The sequence below is a fragment of the Nocardia sp. NPDC049149 genome, assembly GCF_043197455.1.
GTDB lineage: Bacteria > Actinomycetota > Actinomycetes > Mycobacteriales > Mycobacteriaceae > Nocardia.
Genome location: NZ_JBICTD010000006.1, coordinates 591,405 through 617,026 on the forward strand (window position 1 = coordinate 591,405; position 25,622 = coordinate 617,026).

Annotated in this window: 19 protein-coding genes; 12 read left to right on the forward strand and 7 right to left on the reverse strand. The window is 68.0% G+C overall.

Features of this window, described 5'->3' with window-relative positions; translation table 11 throughout:
* Nucleotides 1-869 precede the first annotated feature (869 nt).
* Complete coding sequence (locus ACGFNJ_RS26915; RefSeq protein WP_393453687.1) at nucleotides 870-1,547, forward strand: O-methyltransferase; 678 nt, start codon at nucleotides 870-872, stop codon at nucleotides 1,545-1,547.
* 110 nt (nucleotides 1,548-1,657) lie between these two features.
* Here the strand turns inward: ACGFNJ_RS26915 and ACGFNJ_RS26920 are convergent, their stop codons facing one another.
* Nucleotides 1,658-2,230, reverse strand: a complete 573-nt coding sequence (locus ACGFNJ_RS26920) for an exonuclease domain-containing protein (RefSeq protein ID WP_393453690.1) — start codon at nucleotides 2,228-2,230, stop codon at nucleotides 1,658-1,660.
* A 202-nt stretch (nucleotides 2,231-2,432) separates the two neighbouring features.
* Here ACGFNJ_RS26920 and ACGFNJ_RS26925 point away from each other — a divergent pair, with 202 nt between their 5' ends.
* Both ACGFNJ_RS26925 and ACGFNJ_RS26930 read left to right on the forward strand, forming a co-directional pair.
* Nucleotides 2,433-3,449, forward strand: a complete 1,017-nt coding sequence (locus ACGFNJ_RS26925) for a TIGR03617 family F420-dependent LLM class oxidoreductase (RefSeq protein WP_393453693.1) — start codon at nucleotides 2,433-2,435, stop codon at nucleotides 3,447-3,449.
* A 147-nt stretch (nucleotides 3,450-3,596) separates the two neighbouring features.
* Nucleotides 3,597-4,403, forward strand: a complete 807-nt coding sequence (locus tag ACGFNJ_RS26930; protein WP_393453696.1) for an enoyl-CoA hydratase/isomerase family protein — start codon at nucleotides 3,597-3,599, stop codon at nucleotides 4,401-4,403.
* Between the two features lie 50 nt (nucleotides 4,404-4,453).
* On the opposite strand, the gene ACGFNJ_RS26935 is transcribed toward ACGFNJ_RS26930, so the two are convergent.
* Both ACGFNJ_RS26935 and ACGFNJ_RS26940 read right to left on the reverse strand, forming a co-directional pair.
* The gene (locus ACGFNJ_RS26935; RefSeq protein ID WP_393453699.1) at nucleotides 4,454-5,449 is read right to left on the reverse strand and encodes a zinc-binding dehydrogenase; all 996 of its coding nucleotides are present in this window, start codon (nucleotides 5,447-5,449) and stop codon (nucleotides 4,454-4,456) included.
* Between the two features lie 56 nt (nucleotides 5,450-5,505).
* On the reverse strand, nucleotides 5,506-6,183 hold the full coding sequence (locus ACGFNJ_RS26940; RefSeq protein ID WP_393453702.1) for a TetR/AcrR family transcriptional regulator: 678 nt from the start codon (nucleotides 6,181-6,183) through the stop codon (nucleotides 5,506-5,508).
* A gap of 92 nt (nucleotides 6,184-6,275) precedes the next feature.
* Here ACGFNJ_RS26940 and ACGFNJ_RS26945 point away from each other — a divergent pair, with 92 nt between their 5' ends.
* The 6 genes from ACGFNJ_RS26945 (at nucleotide 6,276) to ACGFNJ_RS26970 (ending at nucleotide 12,066) form a co-directional block, all read left to right on the forward strand.
* Nucleotides 6,276-7,769 (forward strand): MFS transporter, encoded by a 1,494-nt coding sequence (locus ACGFNJ_RS26945; RefSeq protein WP_393453705.1) that lies wholly within the window; start codon nucleotides 6,276-6,278, stop codon nucleotides 7,767-7,769.
* A gap of 230 nt (nucleotides 7,770-7,999) precedes the next feature.
* Nucleotides 8,000-8,911, forward strand: a complete 912-nt coding sequence (locus ACGFNJ_RS26950; RefSeq protein ID WP_393453708.1) for an SDR family NAD(P)-dependent oxidoreductase — start codon at nucleotides 8,000-8,002, stop codon at nucleotides 8,909-8,911.
* 135 nt (nucleotides 8,912-9,046) lie between these two features.
* A complete protein-coding gene (locus ACGFNJ_RS26955; RefSeq protein ID WP_393453711.1) occupies nucleotides 9,047-9,949 on the forward strand; it encodes a DUF559 domain-containing protein in 903 nt (300 codons plus the stop codon).
* 75 nt (nucleotides 9,950-10,024) lie between these two features.
* Nucleotides 10,025-10,675, forward strand: coding sequence for an urease accessory protein UreF (locus ACGFNJ_RS26960; RefSeq protein WP_393453714.1), 651 nt, complete (start codon nucleotides 10,025-10,027; stop codon nucleotides 10,673-10,675).
* Nucleotides 10,676-10,703: 28 nt separating this feature from the next.
* On the forward strand, nucleotides 10,704-11,420 hold the full coding sequence (gene ureG / locus ACGFNJ_RS26965; protein WP_393453716.1) for an urease accessory protein UreG: 717 nt from the start codon (nucleotides 10,704-10,706) through the stop codon (nucleotides 11,418-11,420).
* Nucleotides 11,410-12,066: an urease accessory protein UreD gene (locus ACGFNJ_RS26970; RefSeq protein WP_393453718.1), complete on the forward strand. Its 657-nt coding sequence runs from the start codon at nucleotides 11,410-11,412 to the stop codon at nucleotides 12,064-12,066. Before ureG ends, ACGFNJ_RS26970 begins: the two co-directional genes overlap by 11 nt.
* A gap of 492 nt (nucleotides 12,067-12,558) precedes the next feature.
* On the opposite strand, the gene ACGFNJ_RS26975 is transcribed toward ACGFNJ_RS26970, so the two are convergent.
* Nucleotides 12,559-13,278 (reverse strand): hypothetical protein, encoded by a 720-nt coding sequence (locus ACGFNJ_RS26975; protein WP_393453719.1) that lies wholly within the window; start codon nucleotides 13,276-13,278, stop codon nucleotides 12,559-12,561.
* 348 nt (nucleotides 13,279-13,626) lie between these two features.
* Nucleotides 13,627-15,117, reverse strand: coding sequence for an NAD(P)/FAD-dependent oxidoreductase (locus ACGFNJ_RS26980; protein WP_393453722.1), 1,491 nt, complete (start codon nucleotides 15,115-15,117; stop codon nucleotides 13,627-13,629).
* 230 nt (nucleotides 15,118-15,347) lie between these two features.
* Here ACGFNJ_RS26980 and ACGFNJ_RS26985 point away from each other — a divergent pair, with 230 nt between their 5' ends.
* A complete protein-coding gene (locus ACGFNJ_RS26985) occupies nucleotides 15,348-16,859 on the forward strand; it encodes a cytochrome P450 (protein ID WP_393453725.1) in 1,512 nt (503 codons plus the stop codon).
* A gap of 90 nt (nucleotides 16,860-16,949) precedes the next feature.
* Here ACGFNJ_RS26985 and ACGFNJ_RS26990 read toward each other — a convergent pair whose 3' ends face one another.
* Nucleotides 16,950-17,798, reverse strand: a complete 849-nt coding sequence (locus tag ACGFNJ_RS26990) for a tat pathway signal sequence (protein ID WP_393453728.1) — start codon at nucleotides 17,796-17,798, stop codon at nucleotides 16,950-16,952.
* A gap of 145 nt (nucleotides 17,799-17,943) precedes the next feature.
* Nucleotides 17,944-18,126 (reverse strand): hypothetical protein, encoded by a 183-nt coding sequence (locus tag ACGFNJ_RS26995; protein WP_393453731.1) that lies wholly within the window; start codon nucleotides 18,124-18,126, stop codon nucleotides 17,944-17,946.
* A 329-nt stretch (nucleotides 18,127-18,455) separates the two neighbouring features.
* Here ACGFNJ_RS26995 and recC point away from each other — a divergent pair, with 329 nt between their 5' ends.
* Nucleotides 18,456-21,842, forward strand: coding sequence for an exodeoxyribonuclease V subunit gamma (gene recC / locus ACGFNJ_RS27000; RefSeq protein ID WP_393453734.1), 3,387 nt, complete (start codon nucleotides 18,456-18,458; stop codon nucleotides 21,840-21,842).
* Between the two features lie 181 nt (nucleotides 21,843-22,023).
* On the forward strand, nucleotides 22,024-25,449 hold the full coding sequence (locus tag ACGFNJ_RS27005) for a UvrD-helicase domain-containing protein (RefSeq protein ID WP_393453737.1): 3,426 nt from the start codon (nucleotides 22,024-22,026) through the stop codon (nucleotides 25,447-25,449).
* The last annotated feature ends 173 nt before the right edge of the window (nucleotides 25,450-25,622 follow it).

A 25,622-nucleotide genomic window follows, 5' to 3' on the forward strand; every position in this document is an offset into this window, starting at 1 on the left:
GAGCCCGAGCCGGGGGCTCAGGCCCCGGCTCAGGCCCCGGCCCCGGCTCAGGCCCCGGCTCAGGCCCCGGCTCAGGCCCCGGCCCCGGCTCAGGCCCCGGCTCAGGCCCAGGCCCAGGCCCAGGGCAAGCGCGGCTTTGGTCGGGCGGTTTGCGTTGAGAGTCTTCGGGTGTAGTGATCCGAGTTTGGTGTGCTCTTTTCCGCGAGTTCGACGGTTTCCTGGCGAGTGCGACGGTCTCGGGGTTTGCACCGGATTAGCGTGGTGGCGTCGTGTGCCGTACCCGGCTGACCTCCGCTGTCGATCACGCGTTCTCTCGTCCCAGCCGGGTCACTTGGCTGTGGTCCGGTCCAAAGATCTTCGGGAAGTGATCTTGGGGAAGTTGACGGGAGTCATTTGGTGCCGTATCGGGACGCGTGTTGCAACCAAAGGACTCCCGTCAACAGAGAGCAGTAACCATTTGACTACCGTCGATGGGATCGCAGCCGTCCCTCGGGCCATCGTCCGGTGGTCCGGCTCAGAGCCCTCAAGCGATCTTGAAGTATTGGCGTGAGAGAAATGGCGCGTGTCACATGTCGCCACCATTTCTCTCCCGTCGACGCGAAGCTTGCCACTTCGGAGTGGTTCAGCGCGAGAGTTGTTGCAACCATGTCCCGTTGGCACTCGTGAGGGCGTGTCTCGGATAGTGGGATGCGGCGGGGATTGTGGACGCTATTCGGAGGCTGCTTTGGATCGGGCGGATAGGTCCGCTCGGTTTGGAGGCTGTGACGGGGCGGATCGACAGAGCGAGTGGGGATCTGGGGGCTGCGGGTGTGACGGAGGGTACAGGTGAGAACCGGCCGGGCGCTGAGTGAGGTGGCAGACTTCGAAGTATGACGACACCTGATTGGGCGGACGTAGACCGCTACCTTGTCGACACCCTGGTGCAGGACCCGGAGACGGAGGCCGCGCTGGCGGCGAACGCGGCGGCCGAGCTGCCTGCGATCGATGTGTCGCCGCCGCAAGGGAAATTCCTCTACTTGCTGGCGCGTACGGCGCGGGCGCGCCGGGTGCTGGAGATCGGCACACTCGGTGGGTACAGCACGATTTGGCTTGCCCGCGCGGTCGGCGAGAAGGGGCAGGTGGTGACCTTCGAGTTCGAGCAGAAGCACGCTGACGTCGCGCGCAAGAACCTCGACAGCGCCGGGGTCGGCGACCGGGTGGAGATCCGGGTCGGTGCGGCGCTCGACAACCTGCCCGGGTTGGCCGAGGAGGATCCCGAACCGTTCGACCTGGTGTTCATCGATGCCGACAAGGTCAACAACTCGAACTACGTGCAGTGGGCGTTGCGGCTGACCAAGCCCGGCTCGGTGATCATCGTCGACAACGTCGTGCGCGAAGGCGGTGTCGCCGACGCCAACTCCGACAACGCGGCAATCCAAGCGAGCCGCGCCGTACTCGAATTGCTCGCCGCCGAAACAACTTTGGACGCCACCGTCCTCCAAACCGTCGGCGCCAAAGGCTGGGACGGATTCGCCTACGCGATAGTAGACGGCGACCCAACCGACTAACCCACCAGCACAGTGATGCACGCCGGCCGATCAACTGATTCGGCGGCGTGCACACGACCTTCGCGTGACTGCCTCGGCGATCTCAGCCTTCCGCACTGCGAGACCGTAGGTCAGTCGGTGGTCGTTGCTCGCCAGGCGGTGCGGGGTGTGAGGTTGAGGATTAGGGCGGCGATGTTCCATGCGTCGTCGGCGCCGGAGTGGTGTCGGCCCTCGAGGGGGAGGTCGGCGATTCGCAGTGCCTGGGCCATTCCTTGCCGCTTCTTCAGTCCGTATGCCTCGCTGAAGAGCGCCTTGGCGTTGGTGTGCTGGCTGTTGAACGGATATGCGGTGCTTGTCGCGGCGCACTGGGTGCGGAATTGTTTGCGGTCGTAGTCGCCCCAGCTGGCCCACGGACGTATGCCTGCCTCGTGGTCGACTGCGAGCAGCTTGCATGCGTCGGCGAACGCGATGCCCGTATCGACCTCGTCCTGGGTCAACCCGGTCAGCTCTGTGCAGAACTCGCTCACCGTCGACCGGGCTGGCCGCACCAGGATCCGGTGCTTGCCGATCCGCTCACCTGCCGCCAGATCGACTACGGTCAGCCCGATTTCGATGATTTCACTGACTGCACCGGGCGGCGTCGCGCCGTCCCAGCAGGTCGCCTCGACATCGACGACATTGAGTAGTCCCGTTTCCCCTCCCATGGCCGTCGAGCGTAGGGATTTTTTCTGTCGCGCTCAACAGGATTTCGGCGTTTGATGTCCCACTGAGCGGAACTCGGGTCCTGTGGAACACGCCCAACGCTTCTAATCGATCTATGGTGCCCTGCGGTTTCGATGTGACCGACCCCGAGTTCTGGGGGCCAGAATGTCTCGACGAGGTTCGTGCATCGCAGGGTGGGCGGTGATGAAAGTCGATCTGCGCCTGGACAGTGCGTTGGAAGGCACCGCGGTCAGGGCGAAGGAGCTGGTCTCGCTCGGCGCCGACGGCTTGTTCACCTTCGAAGGCGCCAACGATGTCTTCGTGCCGCTCACGCTGGCGGCCGCCGCGGTGCGGGCCGATCTGATGTCCAATGTCGCCATCGCGCTGCCGCGTAGCCCGCTGCATCTGGCGCACGTGGCTTACGACCTGCAGACGTTGAGCCGCGGCCGATTCCGACTCGGCCTCGGCTCGCAGATTCGTCCGCATATCGAAAAGCGCTACGGCGCAACGTGGTCGAACCCGGCCGCGCGGATGCGCGAGATGGTGCTCGCGATCAAGGCGATCTTCGCGGCCTGGGAGGGCAAGGCGCCGTTGCGTTTCGAGGGACGGTTCACGACGCACACGCTGATGCCGCAGGCATTCAACCCGGGGCCCAATCCGTTTGGGCCGCCTGAGGTGTGCCTCGGTGCGCTCGGCCCGCGCATGACGCGCGCCGCGGCGGAGGTGGCCGACGGGCTGTTGGTGATGCCGTTCAACAGCGCCAAGCATTTTCGCGAACGCACCATGGGCGCGGTCGCCGAGGGGCTTGCCGCCGCCGGACGGGAGCCGACGGACCTGCGGATCTACCCCCAGGTCATCGTCGGCGTCGGACGCAAGCCCGCCGAATTGTCCGCCGCCGCAAAGGGCGTGCGTGCCCTTCTGGCGTTCTACGGTTCGACGCCCGCCTATCGGCCTGTGCTCGACGTCGAGGGCTGGTCCGAACTGCAACCGGAGCTGAATGTGCTGAGCAAGCAAGGCAACAGCGCCGCCATGGCCGACCTGATCGACGACACGATGCTCGCCACGTTGGCGGTGCACGGCACGCCCGAACAGTGCGCGGCGGCGATCCTCGAACGATTCGGGGCCTACACCGACCGAGTGTGCTGCTACTTCCCTGGTTACCCGGTGTCGAACAGCCATGTCGCGGAACTGATTCAGGCTTTGCGAGCAGGTGCCGCGTGAGCGAGCGAACCATGGCCACAGCCGAGCACTCGTTCGTGACGGAGTCGAGTGTTGGTGAGGCGCAGTCAGGAGTGAGCGGAGCGGGCGAACTATGGACGCAGTCGTGCTCTCGTTCGTGACGGAGTCGAGCGTTGGCGAGGCGCACTCATGAGCGAGGTCCGCGCACAGGTCGAGGACGGGGTCGCGGTGCTGACGTTGCATCGTCCCGAGCATCGCAACGCCTTCACGAAGAAGATGGGCGCGGCGCTGGGGGAGTACTACCGCGCCTTCGATGCCGATGATGCGGTGCGCGTCGTGGTGCTGACCGGCACCCCACCGGCGTTCTGCGCGGGCGCCGACCTCTCCGGCGCCGAGGACACTTTCGCCGCCGCCGATGCCGCGACGTTCAGCGCGTCCCCGGTGTCGCCACCCGCATTCGACCTCCGTAAGCCCGTCATCGCGGCGATGAACGGGCACGCGATCGGCATCGGATTCACCTTGGCCATGCAGGCCGACATCCGGTTGGTCGCCGCCGACGCGGCATACGCGGTGCCACAGGTGCGCTTCGGCATGGTGCCGGATGCGATGTCGCACTGGACAATTCCGCATCTGGTTGGTGCCGCCGCCGCGGCCGACATCATGTTGACCGGCCGCAGGCTCGACGGCGCCGAGGTGGTCCGGCTCGGCCTGGCGAGCCGCTGTCTGCCCGCTGCCGAGGTCCTGCCCGCCGCCATGGCGATGGCGCGCGATATCGCCACCTACGTCGCACCGATGTCGGCGGCACTCTGCAAGAAGCTGCTGTGGGACACCGCACGCCACGGCTACAGCCCGGCGCAGGTGGCCGCGCTGGAGACCGACCTACACCACCGCGTGATGGGCACGCCCGACGCCGCCGAGGGCGTCCGCGCCTACCTCGCCCGCCGAGAACCCCACTGGTCGGCCCGGGTATCGGAAGAATGGACGCCGCCCGACTGACCGACCGTCCACACCGATGAGCGGAACCGCCACCGCTTCGGACGAGACCTCTAGGGAATCAACACGACCTTGCCGGTGGTCCCGCGGGTCTCCAACGCGTGATGCGCGGTCGCAGCCTCGGCGAGCGGGAATCGTTGCACCGCAGGGCGAAGCCGACCGGCGGTGGCCTCGGCCATGGCACGGTCTTCCAGTCCGCGCAGATCACCACCGGCCCGTTGGATCATCGCCTGACCGACGACCAACTCGGAGGTCACGCCGCGCGCGGCGAGCTCGTCGGCGGAGTAGGTCGGCGTCCCAACCGCTTTCGGATCGGTGCCGGAACCGCCGTAGATGAGGTGCTGCCCGCCCTTGCCGAGGAGATCGATACCCGCGTAGGCGATTTCGCCGCCCACCGAGTCGAACAGGACGGTCGCGGTGCGGTCGCCGAGGAAGTCGCGGACCTGCTGGGTCCAGCCGGGCTGCCGGTAGTCGACGGCGAGGTCAGCGCCATTCTGTTGTACCAGCGCCACTTTCGCGGGCCCACCCGCCAGCCCGATGACGGTTGCCCCGACGTTCTTCGCGTATTGCACCAGCAGCGTGCCGATTCCGCCCGCCGCGGCCGTGACGATCGCGATGCTGTCCCGGCTCAACTCGGTGAATTGCAGCACACCCAACGTGGTCCGACCGGTGCCGATCATCGCAACGGCCTCGGCCGCATCGAGGTTCGCCGGAATCTCGTGCAGCCGAGCCACTTCGGTCACTGCCAGCTCGGCATACCCTCCTGGCACCATGCCGAGGTGCGCCACCACGCGCTTGCCGATCCAGCTCGGGTCGACGTCGGCACCCACCGCATCGACGGTCCCGGCGACCTCACGGCCGGGCACGGTCGGCAATTCGGGCAGCGGGAACGGCCCGGGCTGGCCTTTGCGAATCGCGGTGTCGATGAGATGAACTCCCGCCGCAGCCACCGTGATTCGGACCTGGCCGGGTTTGGGCGCGGGGTCGGGAACCGTTTCGTAGCGCAGATTTTCGGCGGGGCCGAAGGCGTGGAGGCGAATCGCGTGCACAGTGACTCCTAGTGGTGGTGTGCGGTCGACCACCACCGTGCAACATGAACCTAAGTTCAGGTCAACTCGCGCTGCTTCGCCCGAACCTCGAAGCCGTCGCAGAGCGCGGATAGCCCGATGTAGAGCAGCTCCTCCTGGGTCAGGTCGCTGACGCCCGTGCCTTCCAGGTCGGCGAGCGCGGGCGGCACCGGAAACTGTGATTCTCCTTTCAGCATCGTGCGCAGCCCGTTGTCGCCTTCGGGGTTCATGCCCTTGCGCGCCATCAGCGACGCACTGATGTGCGGCAGGGTTGCGCCGGAGATGTAGTTCCACACGGTGAACGACATCGTCGTCGCCTCACGGGTGGACACATTCAGCTCGGCGAAGCCCTCGACCATCCACGCCAGGCAGGCCAGGCTCTGCGGCCCGAAGCTGTAGCGCGGGGTGGCGAAGGTGAGCAGCACCCATGGATGTTGCAGGTAGAGCGCCCAATCGATCTCGGCGGCGATGCGGACCCGGTCGCGCCAGGTCCATTGCTGGCCCTCCGGCGACGGGTAGGGATTGCGGCGTGCCACCTCGTCGGTCATCGCCGCGAGCAGTTCGTCCTTGTTCGCGACGTGCCGGTACAGCGACATCGCGCCGACGCCCATCGCGTCGGCGATGCGTCGCATGGACAGGGCATCCAGGCCCTCCTCGTCGGCAAGCGTTATCGCGGTGTCGATGATGGCGGCTCGGTTGAGCTTGAGCTCAGACATCCCATGACTCACTTTCACTTCCGGGGGAGGGTGCGTACACTGTACCCGAGTTCGTGCGTACGGCGTACGCGAGTTGGAGAGGAAGTTTTAGGATGACAGACGTGGAGGCGGTGCGCGCGGCGCCTGCTGTCGGCTCGCGCCGTGCCTGGCTCGGCCTCGCAGTATTGCTGCTGCCGGTGCTGCTGGTGTCGATGGACATCTCGGTGCTGTTCCTGGCCATGCCGACCCTCACCGTCGACCTCGACCCGTCCGCGGCGCAGCAGCTGTGGATCCTCGACATCTACGGCTTCCTGATCGCAGGCCTGCTGATCACGATGGGCAACCTTGGTGACCGGATCGGGCGGCGCAACATCCTGCTCGTCGGCGCCACCATCTTCGGCATCGCGTCGGTCCTCGCCGCCTTCGCGCCGAGCGCCGCGGTGCTGATCATCGCGCGTGCGTTGATGGGTGTCGGCGGCGCGACCCTGCTGCCGTCGAGCCTCGCGCTGATCTCCAGCCTGTTCCCCGACGCCCGCGAACGCGCCGCCGCCATCGGCGTGTGGACCGCGTTCTTCGCGGGCGGCTCCGCCGTCGGCCCGATCATCGGCGGCCTGCTGCTGCACCAATTCTGGTGGGGCTCAGTGTTTCTCATCAACATCCCGGTGCTGTTGATTCTGCTCGCGTTGGGTCCGTTCGTGCTGCCCGAGCATCGCGCCGGGGTGCTCGGACCGCTGGACCTGCCCAGCGTCGCGCTGTCCATCGGCGGCATCCTGCCGCTGGTGTACGGGATCAAACACATTGCGGCCGAAGGGCTCGACGTCGAAGCGATCGTGATCTCGCTCGTCGGCGCCGTCATCCTGACCGCGTTCGTGCGCAGGCAGCGCCATCTCGACGAGCCGCTGCTCGACCTGCGGCTGTTCTCCCGTGCCGGGTTCTCGGTGGCGATCGGTTCCAGTCTCGTCGGCATGATGTCGTTGGCCGCGATGAGCTATCTCACCAGCATCTACCTGCAGTCGGTCACCGGACGTGACCCGCTCGCGGCCGCGGTGCTCGGGATTCCGATGGCGGTCGCGGTGTTCATCTTCTCGATGGGCGGCGCCAGAGTCGGTCAGCGTTTCGGCGCGCGCAACAGTTTCGCGTTCGCGCTGGCGGCCTCGGCCGTGGGCAACCTCATGCTGCTCGGTGTCGGCGTGCACGGCGGAATCTGGTGGTACCTGGCCGGTTCCACCATCGCGGGCATCGGCTACGGCATCGCGTTCACCCTGGTGTCGGACGTCGCGGTCTCCTCGGTGCCCGCCGAACGGGCAGGCTCGGCCGTCGGCATCTCCGAAACCAGCTTCGAGCTCGGCAACGCGCTCGGTCTCGCCCTGCTCGGTTCCCTTGCCGCCCTGATCTTCCGCTCCGGCGGGGACTATGCCGCGACCCTCGGCGAAACCATCCAGCACGCGGGCGCCAACACCGCCCTCATCGACTCGGCCCGCGAATCCTTCGTCTCCGGAATGCATATCGCCACCGCAGTAGGCGCGACCCTCCTCCTGGCGATGGCGTTGATCGCGCTGTTCGCCTCACCCCGCCGCCTGGAACCGAGCACAGCTAGCGTCCACTAGTAGCCCGGCCAACGCGTCGGGCGCGAGCTGCGGGAGGCGTTCCACCGCAATGTAAGCGGACGAGGCCTGGGTATGGCGACGACTCCGTATCCAGGCTCCTGGGTTGTCCCCGTCGGGCCGCCGTTCGATGCCGACTGCGCGGACAAGGGGCACAGGTACGGGTCGGGAAAGCCGACAGGTGCCGTCGATACCGGGGGTGAAGTTGGCGCTCTGCTAATACAGTCGAGAGGGTGACTGACACTTCCGCGCAGAGCAATGGGCGGCCGATGGCCGAGCGAGTGGCGAGCCGGCTGCTGTATCCGACGTCCCGTCCGCGCGAGAAGTCGTTGCGCGAGGCCGTCGACGGGAAAGTCGTGCTGGTGACCGGCGCGTCGCACGGCATCGGCAAGGCGAGCGCGCGCAAGCTCGGCGCGGCAGGGGCGATCGTGTTGCTGGTCGCCAGATCCGCGGACGACCTACATCAGGTTGCCGCCGAGATCAAAGCCGACGGCGGCACGGCGCACGTCTACCCGACCGACCTCACCGACATGGACGCGGTCGAGCAACTCGCCCTGCAACTCCTCGACGAACACGGTCACCTGGACGTGGTGATCAACAACGCGGGCAAGTCGATTCGTCGGTCGATCAACAAGTCCTACGACCGATTCCACGACTTCACCCGCACCATCGACATCAACTACCTCGGCCCGGTCCGCCTGCTGCTCACCCTGATTCCGGACATGCGCGCCCGCAAACAAGGCCACATCGTCAACATCTCCACCTGGGGCGTCCTGATGCCGCCCGCCCCACAGTGGGCGGCCTACGGCGCCTCGAAATCGGCCTTCGACGTCTGGCTGCGCAGCGTCGCCGCGGAAGTCTCCAGCGACGGCGTCACCACCACCTCCATCTACATGCCCCTGGTGCACACCAGAATGAGCGCCCCGACCGACTTCAGCCGCGTCCCCGGCCTCACCGTCGACGAAGCCTCCGACCTGGTCTGCCACGCGGTCACCGCCAAACCCCGCGAGATCGCCCCCTGGTGGTCGGCCCCCGTCCAAGCCTGGACCAACATCACCCGCAACCAAGTCCAACGCTTCTTCGAACGCAGCCTCTCCGCCGCCCCCGGCTTCCAATCCCGCCTCCGCCGCCGCTCCGACCGCTAACCAACCGCACCGTCCTCTACGCACAAGGCTGGACAGTTGATCAGGGGGCACTGGTGGCGGCAACGTTCGAGAGCCCTCCGCCATCAGTGCCCCCTCACCAAAAACTGTCGGTCGCCGAGGGCATAGTGCCTGGGCATGGGGGCATTGGATGAACCGTTTCCTGGGTCGTGGGCGATGGCGGCAGGGCTGGTTTCGCGATGGGAGCTTCGGCGCAACTTCGTGCGGGTGTTCCCGGATGTCTACCTGCGTAAGGGGTGCACGCTCGACGCAGGAGGGCGTGCTCGTGCTGCAGCACACTGGGCGAAGGGGGACGGAGTCCTGGTCGGGTACTCGGCGGCGGCATTGCACGGCACTCGCTGGCTGGACCCGGATGCACCTGCACACATCGCTCGAACGGGACACCGCAGATCGCCGTGTGGGATTCGGGTGGTGCGCGCCGCCATCGAACCCGCCGAATGCTGCGAGGTCGATGGATTTCGGGTGACGACACCCGCCAGAACAGCTTTCGACCTCGGGCGCCAGCTGCCTCGCGACGAAGCTGTCGCCGTCATCGACGCGTTGTGCGCCGCCACCGGGCTGACCCCGTCAGAGATCGAGACCGTGGCGCGCGCTCATCCCGGAGAGCGCGGCATGGCCCGCTTGTCGACCATCATCGACCTGGTCGATGGCGGTGCGGAATCACCACCGGAATCACATACCCGACTGCTGCTGATCGATGCCGGGCTACCAAGGCCCACAACGCAACTGGTCGTCCGCGATGCATGCGGCGCATTTGTCGCTCGCGTCGACATGGGTTGGGAGCCCTGGCGTGTGGCTGTCGAGTACGACGGCGCCCAACACTGGACCGACCCCACCCAACGCACCAAGGACATCGACCGCATCGCCGTCCTGGAATCCCTCGGCTGGCGCGTAATCCGCGTCAACGCCACCCTCCTGCGCCACCGCCCGCACATCATCCTCGACCGCGTCCGCGTCGCCCTCCACGCACAGGGTTGGACAGATGATCAGGGGGCACTGGTGGCGGCAACGTTCGAGTAGCGTCCGCCACCAGTGCCCCCTCACGACGACGAACCATCGACACGCCCGCAACACGCCGGGGCATAGGATCGGCGGGTGGGTGAGATCGGGTCTACGAGGCTGGCGACGCTGCTTGCGTTGGCGGATTCGCGGTTGCCGATTGGTGGGCATGTGCATTCCGGGGGTGTCGAGGAGGCGATCAGCTCGGGGGTGGTGCGTGATGTTGTGACTGTCGAGTTGTATTTGCGGCGGCGCATTCGGACTTCGGGGCTGGTCGCGGCTTCGTTGGCGGCCGCGGTGTGTGCGGGGGCGCTCGAACCGGCGCGGGCCGAGGCGGAGGCCGACGCGCGGACTCCGTCGCCCGGCGCGCGCACGGCGTCTCGCGCTCAAGGGCGTGGTCTGTTGCGGTTGGCCAAACAGCTATGGCCCCAAGAGGATTGGGGCGCTGTCGGTCCGCGGCCACACCTGTCCACCGTGTTCGGCATGGTCGGTGCCGCCTGTGCGGTGACCCCGCTGGAGATCGCGGGGGTCGTCATCTACACCACCCTCACCGGTGCCGCGACCGCCGCGCAGCGCTTGCTTGCGCTCGACCCGGCTGCCGTTGCGGGCTGCACGATCCGCCTCGCCGACCTGTGTGACCGCACCGCCGCCGAGGCGGTCGACGGCCTCGCCTGCCTGTCCGACCCGCTGCAGGATGTGCTCGCCGAGCGGCACCTGCACCGCGATATGCCGTTGTTCGCCAGTTGAGTCCCCGAAAGAAAAGGAGTCACCCACCATGCCCCCGCACCTGATCGACGGTGAACCGCACGACCACACCCACGATCGGCCCAAGCGTCAGCGCACGCCGGGCGAGGCGCTGCGCATCGGCATCGGCGGCCCGGTCGGGTCGGGCAAGACGGCGCTGGTGGCCGCGCTGTGCAGGCAGCTGCGCAACGAGCTGTCGCTCGCGGTGCTGACCAACGACATCTACACCACCGAAGACGCCGACTTCCTGCGCCGCAACGCGGTGCTGCCGGATGAGCGGATCACCGCCGTACAGACCGGCGGCTGCCCGCACACCGCGATTCGCGACGACATCACCGCCAACCTCGACGCCATCGACGACCTGATCGCCGCGAATCCACCGCTGGACCTGATCCTGGTCGAATCCGGCGGCGACAATCTGACCGCCACCTTCTCCTCCGGCCTGATCGACGTGCAGATCTTCGTGGTCGACGTCGCGGGCGGCGACAAGGTGCCGCGCAAAGGTGGTCCCGGCGTGACGTTCTCGGATCTGCTCGTGGTCAACAAGACCGATCTGGCTCCGCTGGTCGGTGCGGATCTGGGCGTGATGGAGCGCGATGCCGCGAAGGTGCGTGAGGGCCGCCCGACCGCGCTGATCTCGCTGACGGACGACCCGGCCGCCACCCCGGTGCTCGCGTGGGTGCGCGAGCAGTTGAACGTCATCACCGAGCAAGACCGCACCGGCACCGAATCCACTGTTGCGCACTGAATTACGGATCATCGCGACCGCGACGGCGGTCCCCGAGATCCACGCGAGCGGCGGGCTCTCGGCCCGCCGCACCGGCGCGCACGCCGTGCACCTGATCGGCACTGCGGCCACCCCACTCGGCGGCGACGAACTCGACATCACTATCGTGGTCGGCCCGCACGCGCGGCTCACGGTGCGTTCGGTCGCGGCCACCATCGCCTTGCCGAGCGCGGCGACGCCATTGTCGGTGGCGCACTGGCGTTTCGAGGTGGCCGACGGAGCCGAGCTCGACTTCGATCCGGAGCCGACGATCGTCGCGGGCGGCGCGCACCACCACACGATCACCTCTGTCGCGCTGGCACCGGACGCCAAACTGCGCCTGCGCGAACGCATCCAGATCGGCCGGTCGGGTGAAGACCACGGCGGCTGGCGCGGCGACCTCATCGCCGACATCGGCTCAACCCCGTTGCTGCGCCACCGACTGGAACTCGGCGCGGGCACCTCCACGGACGACAGGCTCACGGCCCCCCGTGCGTTGTCCTCCGAACTGCGCTATCCCGATGATCGCCCAGCGGAAACGGTCGGCCTGACCGAGACCCGACTTCCGCTAGCCGCCGGGGGCACCCTGCTCACTCGCACGAGTGCGCTACTGGTCGCTGTCGACTGAACCGTGCTTGGCTGAGTCGTGGTTGCCCTCGGCCGCTGGCGGCGCTCTGCTCACTCGCACGAGTGCGCTTCTGGTCGACTGAACCGTGCCTGGCCGAACTGTGGCTGCCTCGACCGTAGGCAGCGCCCTGCTCACTCGGCACAAGTGCGCTACTCCTCGCTGCCCGCTGAACTGCGTGCTGACTGGGCCGCAGTGCCCCCAGACCGCCGGCGTCGCCTGCGTGGGTGCGCTGCTCGTTGCCACCGGCTCGCTGGGTGACTGTTTACGGGTTACCGATGGCCTGCTGCACCCGCCCGCTGGGTCGAAATTGCTGTTGGGTTGCGCTGATCTTGGTGGGTGGGCGACTCGCCGTTGGCGACTCGCCGGGGGTGATTCTGGATGGGAAAGAGAGGGTTAAGAGGCGGTCAGGGGGTGAAAAAGAAGGGTGGGAACCCGACAGTGTCGTCGGATTCCCACCCTTGGTGCTTTCGCTACGAACCATGGTGCGCTACATCAGTCACCGATGACCCGCGAAGGCGCGTTGAACGAGTTGACCGCGCCGACGGCGGCACCGGCCGCCGCGCCGATCGCGGCCGCGGGCACCGTGATGATGGCCGCACCGAAGCCGGCACCGAGCATGGGCCCGGCGACAACGCCGACCGGAACGAACGGCAGGCCGACGACCAGGCCGACCACGCCACCGACGAGTGCGGAGGTGGCCGCGAACGGTGCAGCGGAGGCCGCGCCGGCGAGCGCGCCCATCGCCGCGGTGCCGACGGTCTGCCCGGCGATCCGGTCCGACCTGCTGCGTTCCATGCCGATCGAGTCGAGGAAGGTCGCCAGGTTCGCCTCGGCCATGGCCGAGTTGTCGTTGATCTGGATGGCCTGTTCCTGGTCGATCCAGTCCGGCGCGGGCACCTGCACGTCGCCGAAGCGGAACATGCCGGGCGGCGGCGCGATCGGCGGCACCGGCGCGACCGGCACCGGGGCGTGCAGCACGCCGACGGGGGCCAGATACTTCTTGTCCGGCATCGGCCGCGACCACTGCAGCGAGCTGCGGGTGTTGTCGGGGATGTTGAGACCCTCGTACGGCGTCGCGTTGGGCGGTTCGGCCGCGGGCCACTGCGCGGGACGGTCGGGCTGGGACGCTGCGTTGGGTTGTGCAGGCTCGGCGTTGGCGGTGCCGGTTCCGACCAGCGCGAGGACCAGCGGTACCGCACCTGCCGCGACCATCGAGCCCACCTTTTGGCGCTGCGGGTTGGGGGCTCTGTGCTTGCCTGTGCCCATAGGTAGATCGCCTTTCGTCAGGAGGAAAAGATGTCACTTTGCGACGTCCCACATTCGGATCCACCGGGCACATGGATGGGTCAGATTTCGGGCGACACAACACCTTTGGCATTGCCGACAATTAGCTACTGACGGGTCGATTGACCGTAGTGGTGCCAGTGTGACTGGCGTGAAAAGACTTCGGCCCGAATGCCGAGGATGTCATCAAGCATTCGGACCGAAAGGTCTGTTGGATTGGTGCGAATTCTGCTCAGAGAGACGGTAAGTCGACGAAGTCGGCCAGGTGGTCTGAACTCAGCCGACCCGGCGATCGACCGCCGCCTTCGCCTTCTCCGCGAGCTTGCCGTTCGCAGGCGGTGCGCCGAGCGCGGCGGCGAGCTCGTCCGCCTCCTCCTCATCGGAGTTCACCTGTTCGAGCGCGAGCCGCGCGAACACCCACTGCTCGGTGGCGGCCATCTGACCGCGGCTGCGTCCGAGGAAGGTGACGAACCACTGGATCACGGTGATGATCCGGCTGCGATACCCGATCAGGTAGTACAGGTGCAGCGCCAGCCAGGCCAGCCACGCGAAGAATCCGCTGAACTCCAGCTTGCCCACCTGGCAGACGGCGTTGAACCGCGACACGGTCGCCATGCTGCCCTTGTTGAAGTACTTGAACGGCTTACGGTCCTGCGGCGCTTGGCCTTTCAGCCCCGCCTTGATCTGCTTGGCCGCGTACGTCGCGCCCTGGATCGCGCCCTGCGCCTGCCCTGGCACGCCGGGCACCGACATCAGGTCGCCGACCACGAAGACGTTCGGGTGGCCCTTGATGGTGAGGTCTGGCTCGACGATGACCCGGCCCGCACGGTCGACCTGGGTGCCGTCGGAGCGTTCGGCGAGCATCTTGCCGAGCGGGCCTGCCTGCACACCGGCCGACCAGACCTTGCAGGACGATTCGATGCGGCGAATGGTCCCGTCGGCGTCCTTGACGGTCACGCCGAGCGCGTCGATGTCGGTGACCATGGCGTTGAGCTGGATCTCGACGCCCATCTTCTCCAGCCGCTTCTTGGCCTTGAGGCCGAGCTTCGGGCCCATCGGCGCGAGCACCGCGTCCGCCCCCTCGAGCAGCACAACGCGCGCGTCACGCGGGTCGATGTTGTGAAAGGTGCCTTCGAGGGTGCGATCGGCGAGTTCGGCGATCTGCCCGGCCAATTCGACACCGGTGGCTCCCGCGCCGACCACGACGAAGGTGAGCAGCCGGTCCCGCATCTCCTGGCTGGTGGCCAGCTCCGCACCCTCGAACGAACCGAGGATGCGGCCGCGTAGTTCGAGCGCGTCGTCGATGGTCTTCATGCCTGGCGCGTAGGTGGCGAACTGGTTGTTGCCGAAGTACGACTGCTGCGCGCCGGTGGCCACGATCAGGCTGTCGAACGGGGTGACCGTGTTCGAGTTGAGCAGGCGCGAGGTGACCGTCTTGGCTTCGAGGTCGATGTCGATGACATCGCCGAGCAGCACCTGCGCGTTCTTCTGCTTACGCAGCACCAACCGAGTCGCGGGCGCGATTTCACCGACCGAGAGGATGCCGGTGGCCACCTGGTAGAGCAGCGGCTGGAACAGGTGTGAGGTGGTCTTGGAGATCAACGTGATGTCGACGTCGGCGTGCTTGAGGTGCTTGGTGCCGAACAGGCCGCCGAAGCCCGACCCGATCACCACCACCCGGTGACGACGGTTCTCGACAGTCTGAGTGCGCCCACCCGCCGCCCGACCGTCGCCCCTCACCGAATCGCTGCGCGATGCCGTATTCATCGATGCTCCTCGACAGTCCTGGGGTTTTGTCCCCCGAACGGTTGGTTGACAACTACCAACCGTAGTCGGGTCGGATTCCGTGGTCGCGGCGAGATCCCCATTCCTGGTGTGTCGCGTGCGCCGCGTTGCGCTGCCGCCGGACCACCGCCACCGAGGTTCAATACGGCGAACCGACCGAACGAATATGCAAAAGAGAATACGATAAACAAGGTCTTTCAGGGAGGTTTGCCATGGTCGCCGGGGACCGTGTTGTCGGCCGAAAGTCCAGCGTGCGCGGGCATTCCGACGATACTGCCGATACCGAGAACACCGCGCTGATCGATATTCCGCACGACCATTTGATAGACCGCGCGCTCGGCCTGCTTCCGGAACGCCACCACGTCCTCGCCACGCCGCCACCGGGCAGCGCGACCACCGCGGTGCACGGCGACGCGGGCCTGCCGTATCTCGGGCGGGCGTTGCAGTACATGCGCTGGGGCCCGGCCGAGATGATGGGGCGTTATCGCACCTACGGACCGGTCTCGATGAGTACCTCGCTCGGCATCGACCGGGTCCTCGTCGCGGGACCAGAGGCGCTCGACGAGGTGCTCGGCCGCAGGCGCCGCGACTTCGGCCAGGGCTGGGACTATTTCATCGGACCGTTCTTCCGGCGCGGCCTGCTGCTGCTCGAATTCGACGAACACAAATTCCATCGCCGGATCATGCAGCAGGCGTTCACCAGGGAGCGGCTGGAAGCGCATTTGGCGGCGCTGACGCCTGCGGTGCGCGCGAGCATCGAACGCTGGGTGCCCAAGGACGGGAGCGCGGAACGCACAGTGCGCCTGTATCCGACGATCAAGGACCTGACCCTCGACATCGCGGGCGAATCGTTCATGGGTGTCGATGTCGGTTCGCGGCGACGCGAACTCATCAACGCGTTCGTCGACTGCACCCATGCGGGTCTGGCGATCATCCGGCACTCGGTGCCCGGCGGCAATTGGCGCTCCGGACTGCGCGGCCGCAAAGTGCTGGAGGACTACTTCCGTTCGATGCTGCCCGAGAAGCGGCGCGCCGAATCACCGGACTTCTTCTCCGGCCTGTGCCATGCGCGCAGCGAGGACGGCGGCGTGTTCGGCGACGCGGATGTGGTGAACCACATGATCTTTCTGATCATGGCCGCGCACGACACCACGACGACAACGGCCACCGCGGTCGCCTACTACCTGGGCAAGCATCCGGAGTGGCAGGAGCGGGTGCGCGCCGAGGTGCTCGCGCTCGACGCCGAAATCGACGGTGGCGCACCGACTATCACCGATCTGGAGCGCCTGCATGAGCTGGATCTGGTGGTGAAGGAAAGCCTGCGGCTGATGCCGCCGGTGCCTGGTCTCGCGCGTCGTGCGGTGCGCGACACCGAGATCGCCGGCCATTACATTCCGGCGGGCACCTCGGTCGATCTGGCGTATCAGGTGAACCATCTGCTACCCGAATTGTGGACGCACCCAGAGTTGTTCGATCCGGAACGATTCAGTGCGGAACGGCACGAGGACAAGTCGCATCGCCTGGCCTGGTTGCCGTTCGGCGCGGGCGCACACAAGTGCATCGGCATGCATTTCGGCACATTCGAGGTGAAGACGGTCATCGCCGCGCTGGTGCGTTCGTACACCTGGCAAATCCCGCAGAGTTACCGAATGCCCTGGGGCTTCACCACAATTCCGTTCCCAAGAGACGGCGCCCCGATGCTGCTCCGCCGTCGCTCCGCGTAGCTCGTCAGCCCAGAACCACAGACCGCCCGAACGGTGCACAGGCCTCGAATTCCCTGTGCACCGTGTGAGCGGTCTGTGAGATCAACTCGTTCAGCGACCCGCGAACAGCATCTCGGCGACCTTGGTGTCGGTGTCGGCGCCCTCGGTGTATCCGCCCTGATCGCCGAGTGAGGTCGTGATCGCCAGGGTGTAGCGCTCGCCCGGCCCCGCGAAGCCGACTGAATTCACTACCCAGCCACCCTGTTCGGCGGACCAGCCATTCTTCAGGCCGGGCCGCATCGCGGGGCCCGCACCCCACACGCCCCAGTGCTGGTTGCTGTCCACCGCGCGCATCCGCTCGACGAGATAGTTGCGATCGTCGGGGTGCATGCGGGTGAGGACGTTGTCCATCAGCCGGTCCAGATCGGCGGCGGTGCACTTCTGGAACGACCAGTCCGGGAACAGCGCGGTGGTGGTCGGCTGGGGGACCAGCGTGGTCATGCCGTTGGCGCGGAAGGCATTGTTGAACGCCATCCGGTCGATGCCCGAGTACTTGGTCCACAGGATGTTGGTCGCGCCGTCGTTGGAGGTGGCGAGCATGCCCTCCATCAGCCCGCGATCCTCCGGCGAGAGCGGCGGGATCGCGCCGATTCTGGCCCGGTTCAGCAGATCCTCGGCGATCGCCAGCTTGATCGTCGATGCGGTCCATACCGCGTTCTCCGCGTTGGCGTTCGCGTACACGCCGCCGGAAACCCGGTCGCGCACAACGTAACCGGTGACGCCGGGGCGACTCTTCAGATAGGCGTCGACCCTGGTGATCCGGCTGCTCATATCGCAGTCGAAACCGGCCAGGCACCCGCTGGTGTGGGCGAGGGGTGCAGCGGCCGCACTCGGAGCCAGAATTGGTGCGCTCGGGATGAGGATCGCCGCGGCGGCGAGGACATAGGCGGATGCGGCCACACGCGGAATGGAGCGGGTGGCGGTCGAGGGATGACGCACGAGGCAACACGATCGCACATCAGCGGGCTAGATGCACGTCTTGAGCTCGGTTGCGGCATGTGCTATCAGCGGTTGCGTCCCAGCGGGTTTCGGCCATCTGGGTCGGTCAGCGGAACGCGGCGCGCAGTTCCTCGACGGTGCGTCCGTTGAGGCGGTAGCAGTGCTCGAACGCCTCGCTGTGCTGATCTCGGGGCCAGGAGTGTAGGACGACAGTGCGGCCGTAGCCACGGGAATTGACGAGCTCCCAACGGTCTCCGACGCGGCGGACCGTGAACCCGCCTCTTGGCATAAGGGGAATCACCATCGCATCCATGAACGTGAACCAGCCTTTCGGTGCAGCTCTCTCGTTCCTCCCCGGTTCAGCACTGTTGCACATTCAACGCGCGGAACTGAGCGGACACGGCGGAGGAACCTGTTCGCGTGTGGCTTAATTCACTCTCCGTCAATCGGGAGTCCGCACGGCGCTGCGCAAACCGGGTTCCGGGCCAGCGAAGTAGCGTCAAGGTCGCTGGCGTATAAACGTGCACGACCCCCGGGGCGTCTCGCCGACGCCGGAGCACACCAGGAGCCGCGAAACCCACCGCAGTTCGACACCGCAGACCGACCGAGAGGGCGCAGATGCCGCTGCACATCCACCGTGCCGAGCGCGCCGACGTGCTGGCGGACGCGCTGGCGGAGCTGCTTGCCACGCCGCTGCCCGATCCGTTCGCGGCGGAGGTGGTCGCGGTGCCCGCGAAGGGTGTGGAGCGGTGGTTGACGCAGCGGTTGTCGTCGGTGCTCGGCGTATCGGGGGCGAACGCGGACGGGGTCGCGGCGAACATCCAGTTCCCTTCGCCTGCCGCGCTGGTCAGTACGGCGCTGGCGGCGGCGAGCGGGGTGTTGCCCGAGGATGATCCGTGGGCGTCGGAGCGGGTTGTGTGGACCCTGCTGCGGGTGATCGACGCGTCGGTGGGGGAGCCGTGGTGCGCGGTGCTCGCCCGGCATCTGGGCGCGCACGAACCGACCGGTCGCGACCATCGGATCGGGCGGCGCTATGCCACTGCCGCGCACCTCGCCGGGCTGTTCGACAGTTACGCCGCACAGCGGCCTCGGCTCATCACCGAATGGGCCGCAGGCTCCGACACCGACGGCGCGGGCAATCGGGTGCCCGACGATCTGTTGTGGCAGCCCGAACTGTGGCGACGGCTGCGCGCCGAGGTGGGTGCGCCGAGTCCGGCGGAGCGTCTCGACGCGGCCTGCGCGCGGCTGCGGGATGCGCCCGAACTCGTTCCATTTCCGGCGCGCTTTTCGTTGTTCGGCGCGACGCGGATGGCGACCGATCAACTCGCGGTGCTGGCGGGCTTGGCGGCCGCTCGCGAGATTCATCTGTGGCTCCCGCATCCGAGCCCGGTGATGTGGACCGAATTGGCACGCACGCCCTCGGCGGGTGACGTGGATCACCGCTCTCGCGCCGCGGATCTCAGTGCGGCCGTGCTGCATCACCCGTTGCTGACGGGTCTCGCCCGTGATGTCAGGGAACTTCAGCAGCGCATGGCCGGGGCCGATTCGGATACCTATCATCCGATCGATACCGCGACGGAAGGGCGTGCGCCAGAAGCCGATCCGCGCGGAGTGACGCTGCTCACAGCGTTGCAGTCCGGCGTGCGTGACGATCGGTGGCCGCCGGTCGCCGACGAGTATCTGCCCGCCGACGGCACCGTGCAGGTGCACGCATGCCACGGGCCCGCGCGGCAGGTCGAGGTGCTGCGCGACTGCCTGCTCGGATTGTTCAGCGCCGACCCGACATTGGAGCCGAGGGACGTGCTGGTCATGTGCCCCGAGGTGGAGATGTACGCGCCGCTGGTGCGCGCCGCGTTCGGCCAGCGGGCGCCGGGATCGGCAGAGCAGGCACCGGATTCGGGGCACCCCGCGCATCGGCTGCGGGTGCGGCTCGCCGATCGCGGGCGCGGCATCACCAATCCGTTGCTCGCGGTGATAGGGGTGCTGCTCGAGCTGGCCGACGGCCGGGTCACCGTCACGCAGGTGCTCGACCTGGCCGCGGCCGAAACGGTCAGGCGGCGCTGCGGATTCGACGACGACGATATCGAGCGTCTGCGCGAATGGGCCGCCGAGTCCGGCGCGCGGTGGGGCATCGGGCAGCGACAGCGGCAGGCCTTCGGGCTGGCCGACTTCGCGCAGAACACGCTGAACAGCGCGGTGGACCGGATTCTGCTCGGCGTCACCGCGGGCGAAACCTCCGACGACTGGCTGGATCTCGCGCTGCCGCTGGACGACGTGGACAGCAACGACGTCGACCTGGCAGGCCGGTTCGCGGAATTCATCGACCGCCTCGCGGTCTGCCTGCGTGATCTGCGCGGGCCACGCCCCGCGCCGGAGTGGGCCGCGGTGCTCGGCCGGGCGCTGGATCTGCTGACGGACGTGCCGGATTCGCAGGCCTGGGTGCGGACCGAGGCGCGCCAGGAACTGGCCGCCGCCACCGAACACGCGGGCCAGGTGCCGCTGCGGCTCGCCGACGTCGGGGTGCTGCTGCATTCGCGGCTCGCCGCCAGGCCGACCCGTGCCAACTTCCGCACCGGCGAGCTCACGGTGTGCACCATGGTGCCGATGCGGTCGGTGCCGCATCGGGTGGTGGTGCTGCTCGGTCTCGACGACGACGTGTTTCCCCGCCAAAGCGGAGTGGACGGCGACGACGTGCTCGCCCGCAATCCGCTACTCGGCGAACGGGATCCGCGCAGCGAGGACCGGCAGCTGCTGCTCGACGCGATTCTCGCGGCCACCGAAACGCTGCTGGTGTTGCACACCGGCGCCGATCCGGTCACCGGTGCGCACCGTCCGGCCGCCGTTCCGGTTGCCGAGTTGCTCGACGTGCTGCGCGCGCACGTCGGCGCCGAGCAACTGGACGCGGTGCACCTCCGACATCCCTTGCAGGCCTTCGACCGTCGCAACTTCCGCGCCGAGCGTCCGTTCAGTTTCGATGCCGTCGCGCTGGCGGGCGCCGTCGCCGCGGGGCAGCCCGCTCAGCCGAAGCCCGCGTTCCTGCCGGAACCGCTTCCGGTGCCGGAACTCGCGGATGTCGCACTGGCCGACCTGATTTCGTTCGTCGAGCACCCGATTCGCGCCTTCCTCTGGCAGCGACTCGGCCTGCGCGTGCCCGAACACGAGGAAGACATTGCCGACCGGCTGCCCATCGAACTCGACGGCCTGGCCAAATGGGAACTGGGCGAACGCCTGCTCGCCGCCCGGCTGACCGGCGCCGACCCGAACGGGCTTCGTGCTGCGGAGTGGCGACGGGGGACGTTGCCGCCCTTCGGTTTCGGGGCCGCGGTGCTCGACGAGGTCGAGCACACCGTCGACAAGCTGGTCCGCGCGTCGCAGGCGGATTACGCGGGTACCGCCAGGGCCGTCGACGTCGCGGTGGATCTCGGCAACGGTCGCAGGCTCACCGGCACCGTGCCGGAGGTGCGCGGAGAAACCCTGGTCCGGACCACCTTCTCCCGGCTCGCCCCGAAACACCGGATCGGCGCTTGGGTCTCGCTGCTCGCCCTCGCCGTCACCGAGGATCGCTCCTGGCACGCCGTCACCACCGGCCGCGGCCAATTCGGTCGTCCCGCATGGCGTTCCGAGCTCACCGCCCCCGATATGCCTGCGGCACGCGCCATCCTGCGTGAACTGGTCGCGCTGCGCGATGCCGGGCTGAGCGAACCGCTGCCGATTGCGCCGGGCGCCACCGCCGCCTATGCCGAACGCCGCTTCCGCGGCGCCACCGTCGACGAGGCCGTGGTCGCCGCCGAGCGCGAGTTCAACGGTGGGCCCAACGGACCTGGCCCGTTCGGCGACCACACCGACCGCCACCTCCGCTACGTCTGGGGTCCCGCACCCCGCCTCGAACATCTCATGGAGATCCCCGCCCCACCCGGCGAACCCGGCGAAACCACCCGCTTCGGCGCACTGGCCCGCCGCCTGTGGGCTCCGTTGCTCGGTGCCGAAAGCCAAGGGCAACCGTGAGCGGACCAGCGACACGTCGCGTTGTCGGCTGCGCGGGCGCGCCGGGACACCGTGCCCAGTCGGGCCAGGTCGAGCTGCGCGAAGCGGTGATCGTCGGCGGCGTCACGCGTGTCGGTGCCACCACGGCACGTGCTCGGCGGGAAGAATGGCGGTTTCGGCAGGGCGACTGGGAGGTGTGCGCGTGACTGTGCAGGACACCTCGCTCGCGGAGCTCGCGGCCGCCGACCGGTTCGAGCCGTTCGGTCCGCTGCCGACGGGCACCACGGTGTTGGAGGCCAGCGCGGGGACCGGTAAAACGCACGCGATCGTCGGGCTCGCGGTGCGGTATGTGGCCGAGGCCGGGATCGATGTTTCGGAGCTGCTGCTGGTGACGTTCAGCCGGGCCGCCACCCAGGAATTGCGCGAGCGGACCAGGGGCCGGTTCGTCGCGGTCGCGGCGGGGCTCGCGGATCCGGAGCTGGCTCGCGCGCACGCCGACGAGTTGATTCGCTATCTGGCGCAAGCGGATTCGGATGAGGTGCGGCAACGAAGGGCCCGATTGCTCGCGGCGCTTTCGGATTTCGACGCGGGCACCATTGCCACCACGCACAGCTTTTGCCAGCGCATGCTCGACGAGCTCGGGCTCGCCGGCGAGCACGATCCGGGATCGCGGCTGGTCGAGACCGTCGACGAGCTGGTCGGCACCGTCGCCGATGATCTCTACTTGAACCGCTATGCCCGTGTGGAACCGCCTTTTTCGGTCAAGGAGGCGCACACGCTTGCCCTGGCCGCGGTGCACGATCGGCATGCGGTACTGACGCCGACCGGCGACTCCGCGGCGGGGGAGCGGGCGGCGTTCGCGACGGCGGTGCGCGCGGAGACCGAGCGCCGCAAGCGGCTGGCCGGGCTGCGCGACTTCGATGATCTGCTGGTGCTGCTGCACGACGTGCTCGCCGACCCCGAACACGGTGAGCGCGCCTGCCGCCGGATTCGGGAGCGGTATCGGGTCGCGCTGGTCGACGAGTTCCAGGACACCGACCCGCTGCAGTGGGACATCCTGCGCCGCGCGTTCCACGGCCACACCACGATGGTGCTCGTCGGCGATCCGAAGCAGGCGATCTACGCCTTCCGCGGCGCCGAGGTGCTCAGCTATCTGGACGCGGTCGCGCAGGCCGAGACTCGCAAAGAACTCACCACCAACTGGCGCAGCGACGCCGGTCTGCTCGCTGCGCTGGATCATCTGCACGGTGGTGCGGCGTTGGGGCACAAGGAGATCACCGTCTATCCGGTCGCGGCGACCAGGGCGTGGTCACGCCTGTCCGGACCCGAGGAGCTGGTCACCCCGCTGCGCATGCGCTGCCTGCCGCGCACCGGCGCAGGGCCGTTGAACAAGTCCGGTTTCCCCGCCGTCGGTCGCATGCGGGCGAAGGTTGCCGCCGATCTCGCAGCGGACATCGTCGCGCTGCTCGAGTCGGGCAGCACGGTCGGCACGCAGGCCGTGCCACGCGCCGCCGCACCGGGACCGTCCGGTCCAGGGCCGGATTCTCCGGTGGCCGATGGCATCTCGTTCGACGATGCGTCGCGCAGGCCGATCAGTCCCGGCGATATCGCGGTCCTGGTGCGGACCCGGTCGCAGGTCGACGTGGTGCGTGCGGCGTTGGACCGGGTCGGGGTCGCCTCGGTGCTCGCTGGCGGCACCAGCGTATTCGCGACAAGCAGCGCCACCGACTGGCTCTGGCTGCTGCGGGCGTTGGAGCAGCCGCACCGGGCCGACCGGGTGCGCTTGGCCGCGTGCACCCCGTTGCTCGGCGTCACCGCCGCCGAGATCGACAGTGGCGGTGCGGATCTGGTCGGCCGGATCAGTGCGCAACTGCGCGAGGCCGCTCGGTTGTTCGCCCGCGCCGGATTCGCCGCCGTCTTCGAAAAGATCTCCGCCGAAGCCGATCTGGCGCACCGGCTGCTCGCCATCGAGAACGGTGAGCGGCAGCTGACCGATCTGCGGCACATCGCGCAGCTGCTGGATCAGGTGGCGCTCACCGAATCGCTCGGATTGACCGCGCTGACCCGGTGGCTCGGCGACCGGGTGCGCGATCCCGCGTCCGGCACCGTCGCCGACCGCAGCCGCAGGCTCGACCGCGACGCGGCCGCCGTGCAGATCGCCACCGTCCATGCCAGCAAGGGGCTCGAATTCCCCATCGTCTACCTGCCGTTCGCCTGGGACAACGCGAAGAACCCGTACCCGGCGACGCTGCTCTTCCACGACGACACCGGCGCCCGCGTGCTCGACGTCGGTGGCCAGGACGCGTCCGGATACGCGGAACGCAAGCTGCGCAGTGAAACCGAGGAGGCGGGTGAGGAACTGCGCCTGCTGTACGTCGCGTTGACCCGCGCCATGTGTCAGGTCGTCGCATGGTGGGCGCCCGCCATCACGACCGCCGCGGCACCGCTGCATCGGATGGTCCTCGGCCGCCCCGACGGCGGCGACATCGTGCCCGCGCGGGCGGCAGTGCCCGCGGATGCCGTTGCGCCGGGACTGCTTTCGGCCTGGGCGGGCGGCGCGGCGGCCGGCGCGATCTCGGTGACGGCGGTCGCGGGCACCGACGAGGTCGCGATCCAGCGGGTTCGCGTCGAACCGGTCACCGGCGAGCTCGCCGCCGCACACTTTGCGCGCACGCTCGATCACCAGTGGCGGCGCACCTCGTACTCGGCGCTGACCGCGTCGGCGCACGGGCCGAGCACGCCCGAGTTGGACATCGAACCCGACGACGCCCGCGGTCCCGCGGACGAACCGGGCACGCCTGCCGTCGCGGAGGTCGAAGAGGTGTTCGCGGGCGCGCCGTCGCTGATGAACTCCCTGCCTTACGGTGCGGAGTTCGGCACCCTCGTGCACGGCGTGCTCGAGCTGATCGACACGGACGCACCGGATCTGGCCGCCGAAGTGCACCGCCGCTGCCAGGCGGCGATCGACGAGCTGCTCGTCGACATCGACCCCTCAGTGCTCGGCACCGCGTTGCTCGCCGTACTGCGCACCCCGCTCGGCCACGGTTCGCTCGCCGACATCGCGAACCGGGATCGACTGAACGAGTTGGAGTTCGAGCTGCCGCTCGCCGGCGGCGACACCCCGAGCGCCGATTCGGCGACCCTGCGGCAGATCGCGAACCTGCTTCGCGCCCACTTGCCCACCAGCGACGATCTTTTCGTCTACGCCGAGCACCTGGACACCCTCGACGACATCCCGCTGCGCGGCTACCTGACCGGCAGCATCGACGCCGTGCTGCGCGTCACCGACGGCGCCGACCCGCGCTTCGTGATCGTCGACTACAAGACCAACCGCCTCGGCACCGGCGACCTCACCGTCGAGCACTACACCCGCGATCGCATGGCCGCCGAGATGTTGCGCTCGCACTATCCCCTGCAGGCCCTGCTGTATTCGGTTGCGCTGCACCGCTACCTGCGCTGGCGCATGCCGACGTATGCCCCGGTCCGCCACCTCGGCGGCGCCCGCTACCTGTTCGTCCGCGGCATGGTCGGCCCCGAGACCCCGGCAGGTCACGGCGTTTTCGAGTGGAACCCGCCCGCAGCGCTGGTCGTCGCCCTGTCGGCCCTGCTCGCCGGGGAAACGCAATGAGCTGCACCCATTCTGTGGATTCGCACCTGTTCCGGCGACCCAGAACAGGTGCGGATCCCCGTAACGGGTGCGAAACGCATGCCGGCCCCGCGTGCCCCTGCGTGCGCAGGTGCGCCCTGGGATCTGCACTCGTTCTTGGGATCCGCACCCTTCCTGACCTCCCGCACACGATC